This window comes from Streptosporangium sp. NPDC000095, assembly GCF_042899335.1.
Taxonomy (GTDB): Bacteria; Actinomycetota; Actinomycetes; order Streptosporangiales; family Streptosporangiaceae; genus Streptosporangium.
Map to the genome: position 1 here is coordinate 1 of NZ_JBIAZS010000007.1, position 18116 is coordinate 18116.

The following is an 18116-nucleotide window of genomic DNA, read 5'->3' on the forward strand; positions in this document are numbered from 1 at the left end:
ACGCCGGTCACGAGGTGCGGGTGGCGAGCCAGCCGGAGCTCACCGACGTCATCACCGGCGCCGGCCTCACCGCGGTGCCCGTCGGCAGGGACCACGAGCTGCGGCGTCTCTCCCGGACGCGCGAGCACGTCGCGCCCGGCGCGCCCGTCTTCGACATGGCCGAGAACCGCCCCGAGATCCTCACCTGGGAACACCTCAAGTGGGGCTACGGCGGCGTGGTGCCGTGGTGGTGGCGGGTGGTGAACGATCCGATGATCGTGGAGCTCACCGACTTCTGCCGGCACTGGAAACCCGACCTGGTCATCTGGGAGCCGCTCAGCTACGCCGGCGCGATCGCGGCGAAGGCGACCGGGGCCGCGCACGCCCGCTTCATGTGGGGGCTCGACCTGTTCGCCCGCATGCGCGGCCACTACCTGCGCGTCAAGGAGCAGCAGCCGCCCGGCGACCGGCAGGACGTGCTCGCCCAGTGGCTCACCGCCCGCGCCGCCAAGGTCGGCACCACCTTCTCCGAGGACATGACGAGCGGTCACTTCACCATCGACTACACCCCCACCTCACTACGCCTGGACCTGCCCCACACCTACCTGCCGCTGCGCTACATCCCCTACAACGGCACCGCCGTCATCCCCCCCTGGCTCCACACCCCACCCACCAAACCCCGAATCTGCCTCACCCTCGGCACCTCCGCCACCGAACGCCTCGACGGCTACTCCGTCCCCGTCCAAGACATCCTCACCCACCTCGCCGACCTCGACATCGAGATCATCGCCACCCTCCCCGAAAAACAACAGGCCGAACTCCACCACATCCCCACCAACACCCGCCTCGTCTCCTTCGTCCCCCTGCACGCCCTCGCCCCCACCTGCTCCGCGGTGATCAGTCACGGGGGGACCGGCACGTTCCTCACCATGGCGGGGCAGGGGGTGCCGCAGCTGATCGAGCCGTTCATGTTCGACGACGGGCTCCGGGCCGAGCGGCTGGCCGGGCTGGGGGCGGGGCTGGTGGTGCGCGGTGGCGAGGCCACCGGAGCCCGGGTGCGCGAGGACCTGCTGCGCCTGCTCGGCGACCCCTCCTACACCCACGCCGCCGCACGGCTCCGCGAGGAGATGCACACCATGCCCACCCCCAACGACCTCGTCCCCGAACTGGAAAGACTCACCGCCCACCACCGCGGCGGCACGGGGACCGGCTGAGGCCGCGAGGCCGGGGCACCCGGTGGGTGAAGCGTCGGTCCCCGCGCCGCTCGACCGCGACGCGACGGGAGAACCCCGGCCCTCAAGATCTCGTTGCCCGATCACGGTCGGCCCACGTCCGGCATCGTCAGCCGGTTCCGGTGCCGGAGACGCAGGTCGCGAGGATCGAAATCGAACAGGGCGACGGAGGTCCTCAAACCCGGGAGAGGCTCAGAGCAGCCGCAGCGCGGAGGCGATGCCGCGGACGCTCTTGAAGGCCCGGGGATCCATCATCTCGAACGCCACGTCGATCCCCATCTCGTCGCGGATGTGACTCACCAGGATGGCGGTGTTGAGCGAGTTGAGGATCCCCCACTCCAGCAGCGGGGTGTCCTCGTCCAGCTCTCCCTGCGGATCCCCCGACAGGAACCGCTCCCTGATGAAGGCGATCAGCCGGTCCGATATCTCCCGCTCGGACAGGTCGGTGGTGGTCATGATGGTCGTCTCCTTCACAGCCGGCCATACGGCGTGGTCTCCGAGCCCAGTGCGGCCCGGTCGATCTTCCCGTTGCGGGTTCTGGGCAGCTCGCCGACGAAGTGGAACTCGTCGGCGATCATGTAGGGCGGGAGTCGTTCCGCGCTGTGCCGCTTGAGGCTCAGCACGCCCGGTGTCCTGTCGCGTACGGGCACCACGAACGCGTGGAGCCGCGCGTCGGCGCCCTCGCCGCCGACGATCACGGCGACGTCGGCCACCTCGGGGTGACCGCCGAGGACGGCCTCGACCTCGCCGAGCTCCACCCGGTGGCCGCGTACCTTCACCATGTGGTCGCGGCGGCCGAGGTAGTCGAGCGATCCGTCGGCGAGCACCCGCACCATGTCGCCGGTGCGGTACGGGCCGCGCTGCGGCGCGGCACCCCAGTAGCCCCGCATCACGGTGGGCCCCTCCACGACCAGCTCGCCCTCCTCGCCGGGGCGCGCCTCCCCGCCGTCGGGCCGCGTCACCCGAACCGTGTCGCCGCAGGCCGCGCGGCCGATGGGCACCGAGCGGTCGCGGGTCAGGTCGCCGGGGACGACCTCGTGGAAGGTGCAGACGTTGGTCTCGGTCGGGCCGTAGAGGTTGAGCAGCCGTGCGCGGGTCCAGCCCGCCAGGTCGCGGACCCCCCCGATCGGGAAGGGCTCGCCCGCGAAGAGCAGCGCCCGCAGCGCGCCGGGCGCGGGCCTGTCGAGCAGGCCGCCGTCCCGCATCATCAGGGTGAGCGCGGACGGCACCGAGTACCAGACGCTGACGCGCTCGCGGTGCAGGAAGTCCACCATCCTGGCGGGGGCGTAGGCGAGCTCGGACGGGACGAGGCAGACCGCCGCCCCCGCGGAGAACGCCGCGTACAGGTCGAGCACCGACAGGTCGAAGGTGAAGGGCGCGTGGTTGGCGAACCGGTCGTCCGGCCGCGCGTCCAGCTCGGCCGCCGCCCAGTCCACGAAGGCGCGGGCGGCGCGGTGGCTGACACACACCCCCTTGGGAGTTCCGGTCGAGCCGGAGGTGTAGAGCACGTACGCCAGGTCGTCGGGGTCGACCGGATGGTCGACGGGCCGCACCCGGTCACGGTGCTCGCCGGGGTGCTCGTCGGGGTGTTCGCCGGAGTGCTCGTCGAGGTCCACGGCGCGCACGTCCGCCTCCAGGTCCTTGACGAGTCGCCGCAGCCGGTCGCCGGAGCCGCAGACGGCCCGGGGGCGGCAGTCGCGGACCATGGCGGCGACCCGGGCCACCGGCGTCGTCTCGCCGGCCGGCACGTAGGCGGCGCCCAGGCGCAGCACGGCCTGCATCGCCACGACGGCGAGCGGTGACTTCTCCGCCCAGATCACGACGCGGTCGCCGGGCCGCACACCCTCGCGGGACAGCGCGTGCGCCAGGACGTCGGCCCGGCGGTCGAGCTCGGCGTAGCGCATCTCGCCCGCCGGGCCCGCGACGGCCAGGTTGTCGGGGAAGCGGGAGGCGCTGTCGATGAGCAGCCGGTGCAGGCTCACAGTCCGAGCCCTCTCGCGACGAGTTCCCGCTGTATCTCCGTCGTACCGGAGAAGATCGTGCTCGGCACCGCGTCGCGCAGCTGGCGTTCGACGCCCGCGGCGCCGAGATAACCGGTGGCGCCGAATATCTGGATCGCGTCGAGGCTGCTCGCCACGGCCGCCTCCGAGACGGCGATCTTCGACAGCGCCGCCGCGGTGGCGGCGTCGGGGTCCTTCTCGTCCAGCGCCCAGCACGCCCGATAAAGCAGGAGCCTGGCTCCCTCCAGCCGCTGCTTCATCGTGACCAGCCGGTGCGAGACCGCCTGGAAGTCGCCCAGCGCGCGGCCGAACTGGCGCCGCGCACGGGCGTGTTCCACCGCCCGGCGCAGTTGCTCCTCCATCATCCCGAGGTAGACGGCGGGCAGGCACGCCCGCTCCCACGCCATCGAGCCCTGGAAGACGGTGCTTCCGCCGCCCTCAGGGCCGAGCCTGAACCTGGCGGGGACCCGGCACCCGGAGAACTCCACCCGCCCGGCCGGGCAGCTGTCGAGGCCCATCTTCGCCATCGGCTCGCCCACCCGGACCCCCGGCAGGTCGCGGGGCACCGCGAAGGCGCTGATGCCGAGGAAACCGAGGGCGGGATCGGTGACGGCGTACGTGACGAGGACGTCGGCCATCGGGGCGTTGCTGGCGAAGGACTTCACGCCGTCGAGCACGTAGTGGTCGCCGTCGCGCTGGGCGGTGGTGGCGAGCCTGCTCACGTCGGATCCGGCCTCGTCCTCGGTCATCGCGTTGGCCGCGATCAGCTCCCCCGAGGCGAGGCCGGGGAGCAGCTCCGCGCGCACCTCCTCGCCGGCGTTGTCGCGGATCGCGACGCAGCAGGCCAGCAGGTGCGCCGAGACCGCGAAGGCGAGGCCGGTGTCGCCGCACCCCTCGGACAGGGCCTCCAGGCACAGCGCGGTGTCCAGGGCGCCGAGGCCGCCGCCGCCGTGTTCCCCGGGCAGGCACAGGCCGGTGGCGCCCAGTTCGGCGACGGCGCGCCAGCGCTCGCGGGTGAACGGCCGCGACGGCGACTCAGACGGTGGCGCCGACAGTTGCTCCGATGACGGCCCCGACGCGTCGTGGAGGCGCTTGCGCGCGCCGTCGAACATCGCGTCGCGCCGCTCGCGGCGCGCGCCGGTGAGACCGAACTCCATGAACCGGTCCTCCCCTTCCGAGACGGCTCCCCCTAGATCCACGGGGGAGTGCTGAGGATCTCCAGGACCGCGCACGAGATGGTGACGCCGGGACCGATGCCCCCCAGGAGCACGTGGTCGCCGGGGCCGAGCTGCCCGGTCGACAGCAGGTGGTCCAGGGAGACGAGGTGGTCGCTCGCGCCGAGATGGCCGACGGTCCTGGCGTAGTCCCAGCTGGACTTCGACATGGGCATCCGGAGGACCGACATCCAGCGGTGCTCGACGGCCTCGGGGGAGAGGCTGGTGAACACGGTCCGGGTGAGATCGTTCGCCGTGATGCCGGCCTCGGACAGGGTGCGGCCGAGGACCCGCATCATCCGCTGCTGCACGATGACCCAGGCGAGCGCCAGGTCACCGTCGACGGAGCACATGCGGCCGAACTCCTCGGCACGCGCGCTGAAGTCGACGGCCTCACCGGTGGTGGCGCTCGGAGGGAAGAGCGGAGTGCCCGCGCGGTGCAGTTCCTCGGCCTCGGGGACGGAGATCGAGCTCACCGAGAGCAGCCGGGCGAAGCCGGTCTCACGGCTGAGCACCACGGCGCTTCCCGCGTCGCCGAGGACGAAGTCGGGACCCGAGCACCACCGGTCCATCCGGGCGGTGCCGAAGTTGTCGGCCGTGACGATCAGCGCGTCGCGCCGACGCGGATCGCCCGCCATGAACCCCCCGGCCAGCTCCAGGGCACTGAGCACGCCGTTGCACCCCTGACGCACCTCAAGGGCGAGCAGGTCGCCGCCGACGAGATGACGCTGCAGGTAGTACTGCGGCGACCAGCCGTCGGGGCCCTGGTGCCAGACATCGGCGTACAGCAGCAACCCGAGGTCCCCGGCGTCGGCCCCGCCGCGTCCGATCGCCTCCCGCGCCGCCCGCAGCGCCATCTCGGGAGCGGGGATGTCACCGGCGACCGCCGCCCCCAGCATGTCGTGGACCTTGGCGTGCTCGGCGGAGCACAACCCGTCGGCGACCGCCGACTCCACGCTTACCGTCGGGGGGACGAACGCGCCGATCCCCCTGACGAAGACCTCCGGTGTGCGCAATGGCGTACCTTTCTGCTCGCCCGGCTCCTCACGCCGGCCGGCGCGAGGAGCCGGTGGGCCGCAACTCCGGTGACCCGTCCCGCAGCTGGGAGGTCGCCTCCAGATAGCGGTCGATCACGGTCCTGTGGTAGTCGGGACCGAAGTCCATCTCCTTCACCGCGGGCACCAGCCTCCGCAGCTTCTCCACGGATATGTGATGGGACGTGCCCTCGTCGATGATCTGCCTGCGGGCCGTGACGCCCAGGCGCGACTCGAGGTGGTCGACGATCAGCTTGATCGGCACGGACTCGCCGGTGGCGACGTTGACCACCTCCTGGGTGATCCGCTCGGCCAGCAGCATGTCGATGACCCGCACCCAGTCGGTGATGTCGATCAGGTCCCTGCGCGCGCTGCGGTACATCGTGAGGTTGTCGGAGCGGATCTGCTCGATGAGGGAAGGGATCAACCGGTTCGCCGGGACGTGCGGGCCGACGACATAGCCGAGCCGCAGGATGAGGTGGCGCACCCCCGAGTCCTGGATCCGCCGCTCCAGCGCGAGCTTGTGCCATCCGTACGGGGTCACGGGTTCCACGGGTTCGTCCTCGCGGCCACGGCAGCCGGGACCGCCGTACATGCTCATCGAGGCGGTCGAGAAAAAGACGAGTATCCGGTCCTGGCGAAGGCTCTTTGTGATCGTCTCCTCGACCAGAGCGGTTTCCCGTTCGTAGTCGGAATCGGAATTCTTCCACAGAGACACCCCGGCGGCGAGAATCGTCATCTCCGGGTGTGCGTCGCTGATCGGCCGCAGATGTCTCGCGAGAAAACCATTTCCGATGATCTCCATTCCCAGCACCGCTTTCCAGCTCTGGAGGTTAACGTATCGGTTCCGTTCGTCACCATATAGCGACGCGTGTAATAAGAAAGCTCCCCGCTCCCCGCGGCCGGAGGCCGTTTGTCCCGCCAGCGAGACAGATACGGGTTCCGGGGCGGTCAATGGGAATTCCGCGGCCTTCGCCGCGCTTCGGATCGCGTGCCGGGGGCGTTGGCGGAAGTGGTTCCCGCGGGGTCCGGGAGTGCGCGCCCCGGTGGGTCTTCGCACCGGCTGCCGGGGGTGCCGGGGGAGCGCGACGGCGCGTCTTCGCGCCGGGTCCCGGACGGCGCGGTCGTGCGCCTTCGCGCCGGGTCACGGGCCGGCCGGCACGTCCGCGCCGGGTCCGAGGTCCGCGGCGACCGAGGCGGCCCTCTCCTTCTTCAACGGCTCCCACCAGCTGCGGTTGTCCGCGTACCAGCGAGCCGTCGCCGCCAGACCCTCCGCGAAGGGGGTGAGCGGCCGGTAGCCCAGCTCGGCGGTGATCTTCGAGCTGTCGACCGAGTATCGGCGGTCGTGCCCCGGGCGGTCCTCCACCTGCCTGACCATGGACCAGTCCGCTCCGGCGATGTCCAGCAGCGCCCGGGTCAGCTCCCGGTTCGTCAGCTCGGCGTTGCCCCCGATGTTGTAGATCTCACCGGGCCTGCCCCTCCAGGCGACCAGGGCGATCCCCCGGCAGTGGTCGTCGACGTGCGTCCACTCGCGCACGTGCAGGCCGTCGCCGTACAGCGGCACGCGCTCCCCGTCCAGGAGGTTGGTGACGAACAGCGGGATCACCTTCTCGGGGAACTGGTAGGGGCCGTAGTTGTTGGGGCAGCGGGTGATCGAGACGGGGAAGCGGTAGGTCCTGGAGAACGCCCGCGCCAGCAGGTCGGCCGCCGCCTTCGAGGCGGAGTAGGGGGAGTTGGGCTCCAGCGGGTGGCTCTCCACCCACGAGCCCGACTCGATGGACCCGTAGACCTCGTCCGTGGAGACGAGCACGAACTTCCCCACCCCGGCGCGCAGGGAGGCCTCGAGCAGCGTCTGGGTGCCCACCACGTTGGTCGCGACGAAGTCGGCGCCGCTGTCGATCGACCGGTCGACGTGGGTCTCTGCGGCGAAGTGCACGACGAGGGAGACGCCCTTCATCACCCGCGCCATCAGCGAGGCGTCGCAGATGTCCCCCTCGACGAACTCCAGCCGGGGGTCGTCGGCGACGGTGGACAGGCTCTCCATGGTTCCCGCGTAGGTCAGCTTGTCCACGATGACGACCCGGACGTCCTCGAACCCCTCGTAGGCGCCGGAGAGCGTGCGCCGGACGAAGTTCGAGCCGATGAATCCGGCACCGCCAGTGACCAAGATCCGCATTTGCCTGCACCTTTGCTGTCAGTCACGCGAGTGATCGAGCGATGTCCATGACGTACCGGCCGTATGCCGACTGCCTCATCTCGGTGCCCCGGTGGTAGCACGCCTCGGCGTCGATGAATCCCATGCGCAGGGCGATCTCCTCCAGGCAGGCGACCCGCACCCCCTGGCGGCGTTCGAGGATCTGCACGTACTGGCTCGCCTCGAGCAGGGACTGGTGCGTCCCGGCGTCCAGCCAGGTGAAGCCCCGTCCCAGCGGCAGCAGTCTCGCCTTGCCCTGCTCCAGGTAGACCCGGTTGACGTCGGTGATCTCCAGCTCGCCGCGGCCCGAGGGCCGCTGCTCCCTGGCGATGTCCACGACCTGCTTGTCGTAGAAGTACAGGCCGGTGATGGCCTGGTCGGAGCGGGGAACGCTCGGCTTCTCCTCGATGGAGACCAGCCTGCCCTCGGCGTCCAGCTCCCCGATGCCGTACCGCTCGGGATCGCTCACCGGGTAGCCGAACATGACGCAGCCGTCCAGTTCCTCCCGGGCCCTGCGCAGCAGGTCGGGAAAGCCCGCGCCGTGAAAGAGGTTGTCTCCCAGCACGAGCGCGCAGGGATCCCCGTCGATGTGCGAGTCGCCCAGCAGAAACGCCTCCGCGATGCCGCGCGGTTCCCGTTGCGGCACGTAGGTGAAGTTCACCCCCACGTGCGACCCGTCACCCAGAAGCGCGTGCAGTGACGGAAGGGTGTCCGGCGTGGAAATAATGAGGATGTCGCGTATCTGTGCCAGCATCAGCACCGCGATGGGATAGTAAATCATCGGCTTGTCGTAGATGGGAAGCAACTGCTTGGAGGTCGCGAGGGTCAGCGGATGCAAACGCGTCCCGTTTCCTCCGGCAAGGACTATGCCTTTCATCGGAGCTCCTGCGTTTTTGTCTGCGGCGGTGCCTGAGACTACTGTTCGAGCTCCTCAGGAAATCAACCCCCGCCGTCCCGCAAAATGGTATTGCCTTTTGGCGGAACAAATGTGATAGGGGTTGGAGTGTGTCCCGTCGGAAACCTGTCGCGACGGGGCACGGCCTTCGCCACTCCGCGTTCGCGCGCCCGGAAGGACGAGTATGCGTATTCTGTTCGCAACCTACGCTGAGAAGTCGCATTTCCTGGTCATGGTTCCGCTGGCGTGGGCGCTGCAGGCCGAGGGGCACGAGGTGCGGGTCGCGAGCCAGCCGGACCTGACCGACGTGATCACCCGGTCGGGGCTGACCGCGGTGCCGGTGGGCAGGGACCACAGCCTGTGGCGGGCCAACCGGGCGTTCGGCTTCTTCGACCCCCGCAAGAAGCACAAGAGGGCGGTGCCCTTCTTCGACATGGCGGACGACCACCCCGAGCAGCTCACCTGGGAGCACTTCAAGCGGGGATACGCCCAGTTCGTCCCCTGGTGGTGCCGCCTGGTCAACGAACCCATGATCGACGGACTCGTCGAGTACTGCCGGAAGTGGGAGCCCGACCTGGTCATCTGGGAGCCGGTGACCTACGCCGGGCCGATCGCGGCGAAGGCGTGCGGAGCGGTCCACGCGCGGTTCATGTGGAGCCTGGACCTGTTCGGCCGGATGCGCGGCCACTACCTGCGGGCGAAGGCGGAGCAGCCGCCGCAGGAGCGCGAGGACATGCTGCAGGCGTGGATCGCCGCGCACGGCCGCAGGTTCGGCGTGGAGTTCTCCGAGGAGATGACCACCGGTCATTTCACCATCGACTACACACCGCCCTCCCTGGAGCTGCCGCCCGACCCGGCCGCGGGGCCGGAGCCGCACCGGGTCCCGGTCCGGTTCATCCCGTACAACGACCGCGCGGTGATCCCGCCCTGGCTGCGGGTCGCGCCCGAGCGGCCGCGGGTCTGCCTGACGCTGGGGACCACCTCGGTGGAGAACCTGGACGGCTATCTGGTGCCGGTCCAGGAGATCCTCGACGGGCTCGCCGACCTCGACGTGGAGATCGTCGCCACCCTGCCGGAGCACCACCAGGCGCAGCTGGAGCGGGTGCCGGACAACGTGCGGCTGGTGAGCTTCGTCCCCCTGCACGCGCTGCTGCCGACCTGTACGGCGGTGATCGACCACGGCGGGAGCGGCACGTTCTTCACGACGCTGGCGAGCGGGGTCCCCCAGCTCGTCCTGCCCAACCTGTTCGACGAGCCGCTGCGGGCGCGCTACCTCGCCGAGCAGGGGGCGGGCCTGACGATGCACAGCAGCGAGGCGACCGGCGCCGGCGTGCGGCAGGCACTGCTGCGGCTGCTCGAAGAGCCGTCCTTCGCCGAGGAGTCGCGCAGGATCCGCGACGAGATGAACGCGATGCCGGCCCCCGCGGAGGTGGCGGCCGGCATCGAGGCCCTCGTCGAGACCTACCGTGCCGCGGTCCCGGCCGCCGGCCGCTGAGAAGGGGAGGGGCATGTACGAGGCCGAGCTGGCGGACGTCTACGACGCGATCTACGCGGGGCGGGGCAAGGACTACGCGGCCGAGGCGGCGACCGTCGCGGAGCTGATCCGCGAACGGCTCCCCACGGCGGCCGCGCTGCTGGACGTGGCGTGCGGGACCGGGTCGCACCTGAGGTTCTTCGCCGAACTCTTCGACCACGTCGAGGGGCTGGAGCTGTCGGCGGACATGCTGGCCGTGGCGAGGACGCGGATCCCCGGGGTCGTCGCGCACCAGGGCGACATGCGCGACTTCGCGCTCGGCCGCGCCTTCGACGCGGTCACCTGCATGTTCAGCTCCATCGCCTACATGCGCGACGAGCGGGAGCTCGCGGCGGCGATCGGGCGGATGGCGGCCCACCTGGTGCCCGGCGGGGTTCTCGTCGTCGAGCCGTGGTGGTTTCCCGAACGCTTCCTGCCCGGCTACGTGGCCGGGGACGTGGTCACCGTGGAGGGGCGCACGCTGGCCAGGGTCTCGCGTACGGTGCGCGAGGGCGACGCGAGCGTGATGGAGGTCCACTACGTGGTGGCCGACGCGGCCACCCCCGTCCGGCACTTCACCGTCACCCACGTGAACACCCTGTTCACCCGGGAGCAGTACGAGGACGCCTTCACCGGGGCGAAACTGCGGGTGGACTACATCGAGGGCGGCCCCTCGGGACGCGGGCTGTTCGCCGGGACGCTCGTATGAGCCTCGGGCCGGGCGTGCAGGAAGTTCTGGATGAGGGGCGGGAGCCGTTCCTTGGCGTGGGACACGCCGTAGGCCTGGGCCTGCCGCGCGGCGACGGTGAGGTTGGGCAGTTCCGTCTCCAGCCAGTTCCTCGCCTGCTCGGGGCATTCGAAGCGCGGGCGCGGCACCCCCTGGGGTGCGGGGAGGGGTGGGATGACGGGACAGCGCCCCGGATACAGCAGGCGCAGCGCGATGTCCGCGGTCCGTACGTAGTGGCCGAGGAACCGCGAGACGGCGGCCCGCCTCGTCTGGTAGGGCATCTCGGCCACGGCGCGGTCCTTGGCGTACGCGCGCAGCATGCCGTCGTGGAACCGGAGCCGGTTGTCCGGCGTGATCCTCAGCAGATGCCCGCTCAGTAGGTAGTCGACGCTCTGTCTCGCCCGGTGCACGTCGACGTCCGCCGTGACGGCGGCCGTCGTCAGGTCGAACGTCGGGCCTTCGTGCAGGCTCATGAGGCGGAACATCTCCGCGGCGTCGTTGGGCAGCGCCAGGTAGGAGGAGGAGAACACCGAACGCATGGACGACTGCTCGTCGCACTCGACGTCCTGGCTCTCCAGCAGGTCCTCGCGTCCCGGCGGCGTCTGGCCGACGCTGGTGAGCCCGCCGTGAAAACGGCTCGTCATCCGCTCCGCCGCGATCCGCAGGGCGATCGGCAGGTGGTCGCCGACCTGGCAGAGCCGGTGGACGAGGGGATGCTCCGCGTACCCGTTCGCCTGCCTGATGACGTGCCTCACCAAGGTGGCCGCGTCCTCCTTCGGCATGAGGTCGAGCGTCATCCTGAGGGCGCCGTCGCGGGTGGTGAGCCCCGACAGCCTGTTCCTGCTCGTGACCAGCACCAGGCACGACGGGTCGCCGGGGAGCAGCGGACGCACCTGCTCGGCCGACCTGGCGTTGTCCAGCACGATGAGGATCCGCTTGCCCGCCACCAGGCTCCGGTAGCGGCTGGAGCGGACCTGGAGGTCCTCGGAGGGTTTGGGAGTGCTTCCCAGCCCGGCCAGCAGGTGGTCGAGGGCTTCGGCCGGCATCATCGGCTGGGCCGTGTTGGAGAAGCCCCGCAGGTCGAGGTGGAGCTGGCCTCCGTCGAAGCGCTCGGTCAGACTGCGGGCGAAGCGCAGGGCGAGCGCAGACTTGCCCACCCCGGGAGCACCGCTGATCAGGATGAGTCCGGCCTCGTCCAGCCGGTCTGCCGCCGTGACGAACCCCTCCAGCCGTTCCAGCTCCCTGAGCCGGCCGGTGAATCCGGGGATGTCGCGGGGCAGCTGGGCGGGGGGCGGCGCGAACGCCGGTGGGAGGGCGTTGTCGGGGGAGGAGAGTGTCACCGGGGAGTCGGGGGCCGGGGCGGGGGAGCGGAGGGTGCCGTTCAGGATCTGGTCGTGGCACCTGCGCAGGTCCTCGCCGGGCTCGATGCCCAGCTCCCTGATGAGCAGGCGCCGCACGCTGTGGAACTGCTTCAGCGCGTCCGCCCGGCGCCCGCAGCGGTAGTGGGCCACCATGAGCAGGTGGTGGAGCCGCTCCCGCATGGGATGGGTCCTGACGAGGCTGGAGAGGTCGCTGATGATCTCGGTGGCGCGGTCGGCCTCCAGCAGGAGCTGCGCGCGGTCCTCGATGGCGGTGACGCGCAGCTCGTCCAGGCGGATCCGCTCGGTGTCGGCGAGAGGGCCGACCGCGCCGCCGAACGCCGGCCCGCGCCACAGGGCGAGCGCCGCCTCCAGCCTCTTCACCGCCTCGGGCCAGGGGCCGGACCGTTGAAGCTCTCGTACGTCCTCCAGGTGCTTCTCGAAGACCTGGACGTCTATCTTGCGCGCGTCGAGCTGGAGCAGGTAGCCGTTGGCGTCGGCGACCAGGAGTCCGGAGGGCGCCCTTCGTGGCCTTTTCGGCTCAAAAGTACGTCGAAGGCGAGCTACATAGGTATAAATGCTGCTTTCGACAGTTATGGGAGGATTTGGGCCCCATACCGCATTGATTAACTCCTGTCGGCTAAGAGTGGTTCCGGGGCGCGTGGCCAGTGCCGCGAACAGCGCTCGCTGGGTCGGAGACCCCAGGTCAAGTTCGTGATCGCCCCGCGTTGCACGCACCGGCCCGAGCAGGTGCACCTGTACCAGGTCGTTCAACAACGCTCTCCCAGTCTCAGCCCGCCTAGAGACGCGATGAAAGGCCCTCCTGAGTGTGCGCTCAGGATCAAACGGTTGGACCTACGCATATAGCCATATCTGTGGAAACGAAGGGTCGGCAAGGGAGGTTCCTCGGGTGACACTATTGTTACCTGCGTCACAGGAGTTTCTGGACGAACTCAGGTCAATCCCGTAAGCAGATGTCTCGCTGGCGGGACATCGTGTCATGCCAGGCGAAGAACCGCGGGACGGGCGCGCCGCCCGGGAGCGATCTCGCTCATCCCGGGGTCGCGGGACGGGTGTGGACGAGGAGCGTCCGGGGGACGACCGCGCGGCCGGGGCGCCGGGCGCGAAAGGGCGGCCGAGGGAGCACGGGGGAACGAGCGAGAGGGCGTCGAAAGGACGTCGAGGGTGCGGGCCGAGGGGCGTCGAGGGTGCGGGCCGAGGGGCGTCGAGGGTGCGGGCCGAGGGGCGTCGAGGGTGCGGGCCGAGAACGTGCGGGAAGCGGCGGAAATCAGCCGGGAAAACAAGACGGGAAGTGGCCGGGAAACCGCCGGCGGCCCCGCCCTCACCGGCAGGTAAAACCCGGCCGGGTCTTGTGAGACGGCACCTCCGTGTAATAGGAGTTTTTTCACCGCTCGCACCTGAAAAGCGTATCCGAGGCGGTGACGAATCCACTGGTCTCGGTTACCGTCGAGCCCGGCATCGGATTCCCGAACTTCCCGGTGAGGCGCTGGTGGTCATCGACGACATTCGTTCTCCGCGAGGTGCGCCGCTCAAGAGGGTGGTCGTCACCGGTTACGGAGTCATTTCCCCGTTCGGGGTGGGCTGGGAAACCGCGTGGTCGAATCTGATCCAGGGCGGAAGCGGTATTCGCGAGCTTTCTGGAATTGACACCTCGGGGCTCCCGGTGGGCATCGGCGGCCAGGTCCTGGACTTCGACCCCGGGGTGTGGCTCCCGGCCTCGCTGGTGCGCCGCACCACGAGACCGGCGCACCTCGCCCTGGTCGCCGCCACCCTCGCGCTGAGGGACGCCAAGCTCGACGTCGACGCCGGGCTCGCGCCGAGGCTCGGGGTGACGGTGGGCACGGCCTGCGGCGCGAGCGCCGCCGTCGTGGACGCCGGCGCCGCGTTCGCCGAGCGCGGGTTCATGGCACTGAGCCCGTACACCTTCACCTCCACGGGCGTCGTCACGGTCGCCTCCGAGGTGGCCCTGCACGTCGGCGCGCAGGGGCCCGCCGCCTGCACGGCGACCGCCTGCGCGACCGGGGCGACCTGCGTCGGCGAGGCGATGCGGCTGATCCGGCTCGGTGAGGCGGACGTCGTCCTGGCGGGGGGCGCCGACGACACCATCACCCCCTTCGACATCGCCGCCGCGGCCAGGGCGAGGGCGCTGTCGCGCCGCTCCGGAGACCCGCGCGCCGCCAGCAGGCCGTTCGACACCGGTCGCGACGGGTTCGTGATGAGCGCGGGCGCCGGGATCCTGGTGCTGGAGAGCGAGGAACACGCCCTCGCGCGCCAGGCCCGCGTGTACGGGGAGGTGGCGGGATACGCGGCCACCACGGACGCCCACAACCTGACCAGCCCGCATCCGGAGGGGGTGGCCGTCGAGCGGGCGGTGCGTCTCGCGCTCCGGGACGCGGGAGTCACCCCCGCCGAGGTCGGCTACGTCAACGCGCACGGCACCGGGACCCGGATGAACGACACCGCCGAGATCAAGGTGATCCGCCGGGTGTTCGCCGAGCGGGCCACGTCCGTGCCGGTGAGTTCGACGAAGAGCATGACGGGTCACATGCTGGGGGCGGCCGGCGCCGTCGAGGCGATGATCGCGATGGAGGCCGTACGCACCGGGATCGTCCCGCCCACCGTCAACTGCGACGACCCGGAGGACCCGGAGATGAACTTCGTCGCGCACCGGGCCCAGGAGCACGCGGCCGACGTGGCCGTCAGCAACTCCTTCGGATTCGGCGGCCACAACGCGGTTCTGGTCCTGCGCCGCTGGCGGGACTGATCACTCTGACCGGCGTGAAAAGTCAGAAAAGCCGTCCGGTGTGACCGTGAAGGGATTTCAGAAAATGTCTACCAAGCAGCAGGAAATGCTCTCGAATTTGGCCGACATCGTGGAGAGGGTCGCGGGCGTGCCCGCAGAGCGGGTATTGCCAGAAAAGTCGTTCACCGACGACCTCGCACTCGATTCCCTGGCCGTCGTCGAGGTCGCCTTCTCCATGCAGGAGCAGACCGGGGTGGAGATTCCGGAAGAGGACCTGGCGCGCATAAGGACGGTCCAGGACTTTCTTGACTTCGTCGAACTCTCCGCGGGGTCGAATTGACCGCGCAACGAGTTCCCGAACACGGCGGCGTCGTGTCCGCCGACGCCGTGCCAGATGCCGTGCCTCGTGACGTGACCTACGAAGAGCTGACCCCCGCCGAGTTGCTCGGCTCCGGCTTCGCGGCGCCGCGGATCAACGAGAGTCCCTGGCTGGTCCGCTGGGACCTGCTCGGCGACGGCCCCGATGTCGAGAGGTTCGTCCTGGAGGCCCTCGCGGAGACCGTGGACCTGGAGACCTCGGGCAGCACAGGACCGAGCCGGTGCTGGCGCCGGACCCGCGAGCAGATGTGGTCGGAGGCGGGACTGCTGGCCGGCCTGATCGAGCGTGACCGCCCGAGCGCCCTGCTCTCCTTCGCGCCGCCCAGGCACGTGTACGGCGCGCTCGCGAGCGTGCTCGTACCGGCCAGGTTGCGGCTGCCCGCGTGGTACCGCCCGCAGTACTTCGGCGCGATGCCTCCCCCCGCGTCCCGGCGCTGGGCCGTGGTGGCCGTTCCCTGGACCTTCTCCATCCTGCGCAGGCAGGTGGCCTGGGTGCGGGGGACGGAGCACCTGAGCGTGCTGCACAGCACGGCGACGCTTCCCGCGACGGCGGAGTCCGTCGTCAAGGAGGCGGGGACGAGGCGGATGCGCATCGTGGAGGTCTTCGGCTCGACGGAGGCGGGCGGGATCGCCGCGCGGACCTGGACTCCGGACGGGCCGCCGTGGGAACTCTTCGACGACGTCGCGTTCGCCGTCCCCGGCGACCCCGCCGGCGGTCCGGCCGGCCTCCCGCCCGAAGGGCGGCCCGGCGACCCGTACGAGGAGGAGGCGCCGCTGGTGGTCCGGAGCCCCCGGCTCGCCTTCCGGCCGGGCGAGGCGCCCACGGACGTCTGGCGGACCGACGACTACGTGCGGCGGCTCGACGAGCGCAGGTTCCGCTTCGACGGCAGGCGCGACCGGCTCGTGAAGATCAACGGCCGCAGGATCGACCTCGACAGGCTGGAGGAGTCGGTGAGATCGGTGCTCCACTGCGCGGATCTGGCCTTTCTCCCGGTGGAGGACGCCTTCAGCGGCGAGAACTTCGACCTGCTCGTGGTGCAGCAGGACGGCGCACCGCTGTCCGTCACGGAGGTGCGCGCGGCGGTGGGGCGGTTCGACGCCCGGCCGCGCCAGGTGCGCCTGGTCGATCGGATCGACCGCTCCGACACGGGCAAGCTCCGGCGACTACAGCGACCTTCCCTTTCCGACGCGGGAGCAGACACGTGACAGCATTGATCGACGGACGTTCCACCGAGAGCCTGGCCTCGATCGTCAGGAGCGCGCACTGGGACGCCCGGGTGGAGCCGTGCGAACACGAGGACGCCCACCGCATGCGGGCCAGCGTCGACCTGCTCGCCGAACGGCTCTCCGGCTCGGACTCCGTCTACGGGGTCACCCACGGGTTCGGCCCCCTGGTGGCGTTCTCCGCCGCCGACTCCCCCATGGAGCAGGGCGCGGGCCTCATCGCCCACCTGGGCTCGGCCCAGGGCAGGCCGCTGGACCCCGAGGTGTGTCGCCTGATCGTCTGGCTCCGCCTCAGCAGCATGCGCAAGGGCCACTCGGCCGTCTCGCCCGACTTCTGGCAGTCCCTGGCCGACCTGTGGAACGCGGGCTTCACCCCGTCGATCCCGCGTGACGGCACGGTGAGCGCGAGCGGGGACCTGCAGCCGCTCGCCCACGCGGCGATGGCCCACGCGGGCACCGGTGAGGCGTGGGTGCGCGGCGGCGACGGCGGCTGGTCGGTCGTGCCCGCCGCGCGGGCCCTCGCCGACATGGACGCCAAACCGGTCGAGTGGTCGGCCCGCGAGGCGCTGGCCTTCGTCAACGGGACCAGCGTGAGCCTGGCGGTGTGCATACTCAACCACCAGGCGGTGCTGCGGCTGGTCAGGGCGGTGGGGATGCTGACGGCGAGGATCGCCGACATCCTCGGCTCCAACCCGGAGGCCTACCACGCGGGCATCGGCCGGGCCAGGGGGCAGACGGGGCAGCTGACCGTGGCCCGGTGGATCCGCGAGGACCTTCCCGTCGGCATGAAACGCGACCCGCTCCGGCCGCTGCAGGAGCCCTACAGCCTCCGGTGCGCCCCCCAGGTCCTCGGCGCGGTGCTCGACCAGCTGTACGGGGCCGAGGAAATCCTCGTCCGCGAGGCGATGGGCTGCACGGACAACCCGATCTTCTACGAGGGTGAGCTGCTGCACGGCGGCAACTTCCATGCCATGCCGGTCGGCCTGTGCTCGGACCAGATCGGCCTCTGCGTGCAGCAGGTGGCCTTCCTCGCCGAACGGCAGCTCGCCCTGCTGTGCGATCCGACGTACAACGGCGGGGTGCCGCCGATGCTCACCCCCCGCCCGGGGGCGGGCAGCGGGCTGGCCGGGGTGCAGCTGAGCGCCACCTCCTTCGTCTCCAGGATCAGGCAGCTCGCCTATCCCGCCTCCCTCACCGCGCTGCCGACGAACGGCGGCAACCAGGACCACGTGCCGATGGCGCTCAACGGGGCCAACTCGGTGGCCGAGGCCGTGGAGCTGGCGTGGCTCGTCGTCGGCTCCCTCGCGGTCGGCGTGGCCCAGCGGGGCGCGCTCGCCGGGCGGAACGAGACGGCCTCCGGCCTCTGGGCCGATTTGGCCAGAGTGTCCCCGCCGCTGCGGGCGGACCGGCCGCTCGCAGCCGAGGTGCGTGCCGCGAGCGGCCTGCTGCAGGAGGCCGCCGAGGAACTGCTCTCCCGCGAGGGCTGAGGCCTTTTCCCGAGGTTCGCGAATTCACGGGACCGCGCGTCGGCAGGAACCGTGAATCCCGCCGTAAAAGGAACGCCGAGGGCACCTCGGCGAAGGAAAATCATTCCTCCCCGGGGA

15 protein-coding genes are annotated in these 18116 nt (G+C 70.6%); 7 read left to right on the forward strand and 8 right to left on the reverse strand.

Annotated elements, in window-relative coordinates; genetic code table 11:
- Positions 1-1193, forward strand: a 1193-nt coding sequence (locus tag ACFY3V_RS17290; RefSeq protein ID WP_389774276.1) for an activator-dependent family glycosyltransferase, incomplete at its 5' end; no start/stop codon positions are given.
- Positions 1194-1403: 210 nt separating this feature from the next.
- On the opposite strand, the gene ACFY3V_RS17295 is transcribed toward ACFY3V_RS17290, so the two are convergent.
- The 7 genes from ACFY3V_RS17295 to rfbA all read right to left on the reverse strand — a co-directional run bounded on the left by ACFY3V_RS17295 (position 1404) and on the right by rfbA (position 8530).
- Entirely contained in the window at positions 1404-1667 is a 264-nt protein-coding gene (locus ACFY3V_RS17295) for a phosphopantetheine-binding protein (RefSeq protein WP_350949588.1), read from the reverse strand.
- 14 nt (positions 1668-1681) lie between these two features.
- A complete protein-coding gene (locus ACFY3V_RS17300) occupies positions 1682-3193 on the reverse strand; it encodes an amino acid adenylation domain-containing protein (RefSeq protein WP_362906565.1) in 1512 nt (503 codons plus the stop codon).
- Positions 3190-4368, reverse strand: coding sequence for an acyl-CoA dehydrogenase family protein (locus ACFY3V_RS17305; RefSeq protein WP_389774280.1), 1179 nt, complete (start codon positions 4366-4368; stop codon positions 3190-3192). Before ACFY3V_RS17305 ends, ACFY3V_RS17300 begins: the two co-directional genes overlap by 4 nt.
- Before the next feature lie 32 nt (positions 4369-4400).
- Positions 4401-5441, reverse strand: coding sequence for a ketoacyl-ACP synthase III family protein (locus tag ACFY3V_RS17310; RefSeq protein WP_350949585.1), 1041 nt, complete (start codon positions 5439-5441; stop codon positions 4401-4403).
- Between the two features lie 28 nt (positions 5442-5469).
- Positions 5470-6264 carry an NAD-dependent epimerase/dehydratase family protein gene (locus tag ACFY3V_RS17315; protein WP_362906571.1) on the reverse strand — a complete coding sequence of 265 codons (795 nt, stop codon included), beginning with the start codon at positions 6262-6264 and terminating at the stop codon, positions 5470-5472.
- 339 nt (positions 6265-6603) lie between these two features.
- Complete coding sequence (rfbB, locus tag ACFY3V_RS17320; protein WP_389774285.1) at positions 6604-7635, reverse strand: dTDP-glucose 4,6-dehydratase; 1032 nt, start codon at positions 7633-7635, stop codon at positions 6604-6606.
- A 22-nt stretch (positions 7636-7657) separates the two neighbouring features.
- The gene (rfbA, locus tag ACFY3V_RS17325) at positions 7658-8530 is read right to left on the reverse strand and encodes a glucose-1-phosphate thymidylyltransferase RfbA (RefSeq protein WP_362906575.1); all 873 of its coding nucleotides are present in this window, start codon (positions 8528-8530) and stop codon (positions 7658-7660) included.
- Between the two features lie 202 nt (positions 8531-8732).
- Between rfbA and ACFY3V_RS17330 the strand changes: the two genes are divergently transcribed.
- Together ACFY3V_RS17330 and ACFY3V_RS17335 are read left to right on the forward strand one after the other, a co-directional pair.
- Positions 8733-10043: an activator-dependent family glycosyltransferase gene (locus tag ACFY3V_RS17330; RefSeq protein ID WP_389774289.1), complete on the forward strand. Its 1311-nt coding sequence runs from the start codon at positions 8733-8735 to the stop codon at positions 10041-10043.
- A gap of 13 nt (positions 10044-10056) precedes the next feature.
- Complete coding sequence (locus ACFY3V_RS17335) at positions 10057-10770, forward strand: class I SAM-dependent methyltransferase (RefSeq protein ID WP_362906579.1); 714 nt, start codon at positions 10057-10059, stop codon at positions 10768-10770.
- On the opposite strand, the gene ACFY3V_RS17340 is transcribed toward ACFY3V_RS17335, so the two are convergent.
- Positions 10716-12902: a BTAD domain-containing putative transcriptional regulator gene (locus ACFY3V_RS17340; RefSeq protein ID WP_389774741.1), complete on the reverse strand. Its 2187-nt coding sequence runs from the start codon at positions 12900-12902 to the stop codon at positions 10716-10718. The two genes, ACFY3V_RS17335 and ACFY3V_RS17340, sit on opposite strands and share 55 nt — an antisense overlap.
- Before the next feature lie 754 nt (positions 12903-13656).
- Here ACFY3V_RS17340 and ACFY3V_RS17345 point away from each other — a divergent pair.
- The 4 genes from ACFY3V_RS17345 to ACFY3V_RS17360 all read left to right on the forward strand — a co-directional run bounded on the left by ACFY3V_RS17345 (position 13657) and on the right by ACFY3V_RS17360 (position 17999).
- Positions 13657-14931, forward strand: coding sequence for a beta-ketoacyl-[acyl-carrier-protein] synthase family protein (locus ACFY3V_RS17345; protein ID WP_350949578.1), 1275 nt, complete (start codon positions 13657-13659; stop codon positions 14929-14931).
- 64 nt (positions 14932-14995) lie between these two features.
- Positions 14996-15250 (forward strand): acyl carrier protein, encoded by a 255-nt coding sequence (locus ACFY3V_RS17350; protein ID WP_362906583.1) that lies wholly within the window; start codon positions 14996-14998, stop codon positions 15248-15250.
- Between the two features lie 71 nt (positions 15251-15321).
- A complete protein-coding gene (locus ACFY3V_RS17355) occupies positions 15322-16494 on the forward strand; it encodes a long-chain fatty acid--CoA ligase (RefSeq protein WP_389774294.1) in 1173 nt (390 codons plus the stop codon).
- On the forward strand, positions 16491-17999 hold the full coding sequence (locus ACFY3V_RS17360) for an aromatic amino acid ammonia-lyase (protein WP_350949575.1): 1509 nt from the start codon (positions 16491-16493) through the stop codon (positions 17997-17999). Before ACFY3V_RS17355 ends, ACFY3V_RS17360 begins: the two co-directional genes overlap by 4 nt.
- Positions 18000-18116 lie beyond the last annotated feature (117 nt).

Excerpts from the sequence above, each read along its gene's own strand:
- ACFY3V_RS17330 (WP_389774289.1), top strand. The coding sequence starts at position 8,733 with ATGCGTATTCTGTTCGCAACCTACGCTGAGAAGTCGCATTTCCTGGTC.
- ACFY3V_RS17315 (WP_362906571.1), bottom strand. The coding sequence starts at position 6,264 with ATGGAGATCATCGGAAATGGTTTTCTCGCGAGACATCTGCGGCCGATC.
- rfbA (WP_362906575.1), bottom strand. The coding sequence starts at position 8,530 with ATGAAAGGCATAGTCCTTGCCGGAGGAAACGGGACGCGTTTGCATCCG.
- ACFY3V_RS17350 (WP_362906583.1), top strand. The coding sequence starts at position 14,996 with ATGTCTACCAAGCAGCAGGAAATGCTCTCGAATTTGGCCGACATCGTG.
- ACFY3V_RS17335 (WP_362906579.1), top strand. The coding sequence starts at position 10,057 with ATGTACGAGGCCGAGCTGGCGGACGTCTACGACGCGATCTACGCGGGG.
- rfbB (WP_389774285.1), bottom strand. The coding sequence starts at position 7,635 with ATGCGGATCTTGGTCACTGGCGGTGCCGGATTCATCGGCTCGAACTTC.
- ACFY3V_RS17295 (WP_350949588.1), bottom strand. The coding sequence starts at position 1,667 with ATGACCACCACCGACCTGTCCGAGCGGGAGATATCGGACCGGCTGATC.
- ACFY3V_RS17305 (WP_389774280.1), bottom strand. The coding sequence starts at position 4,368 with ATGGAGTTCGGTCTCACCGGCGCGCGCCGCGAGCGGCGCGACGCGATG.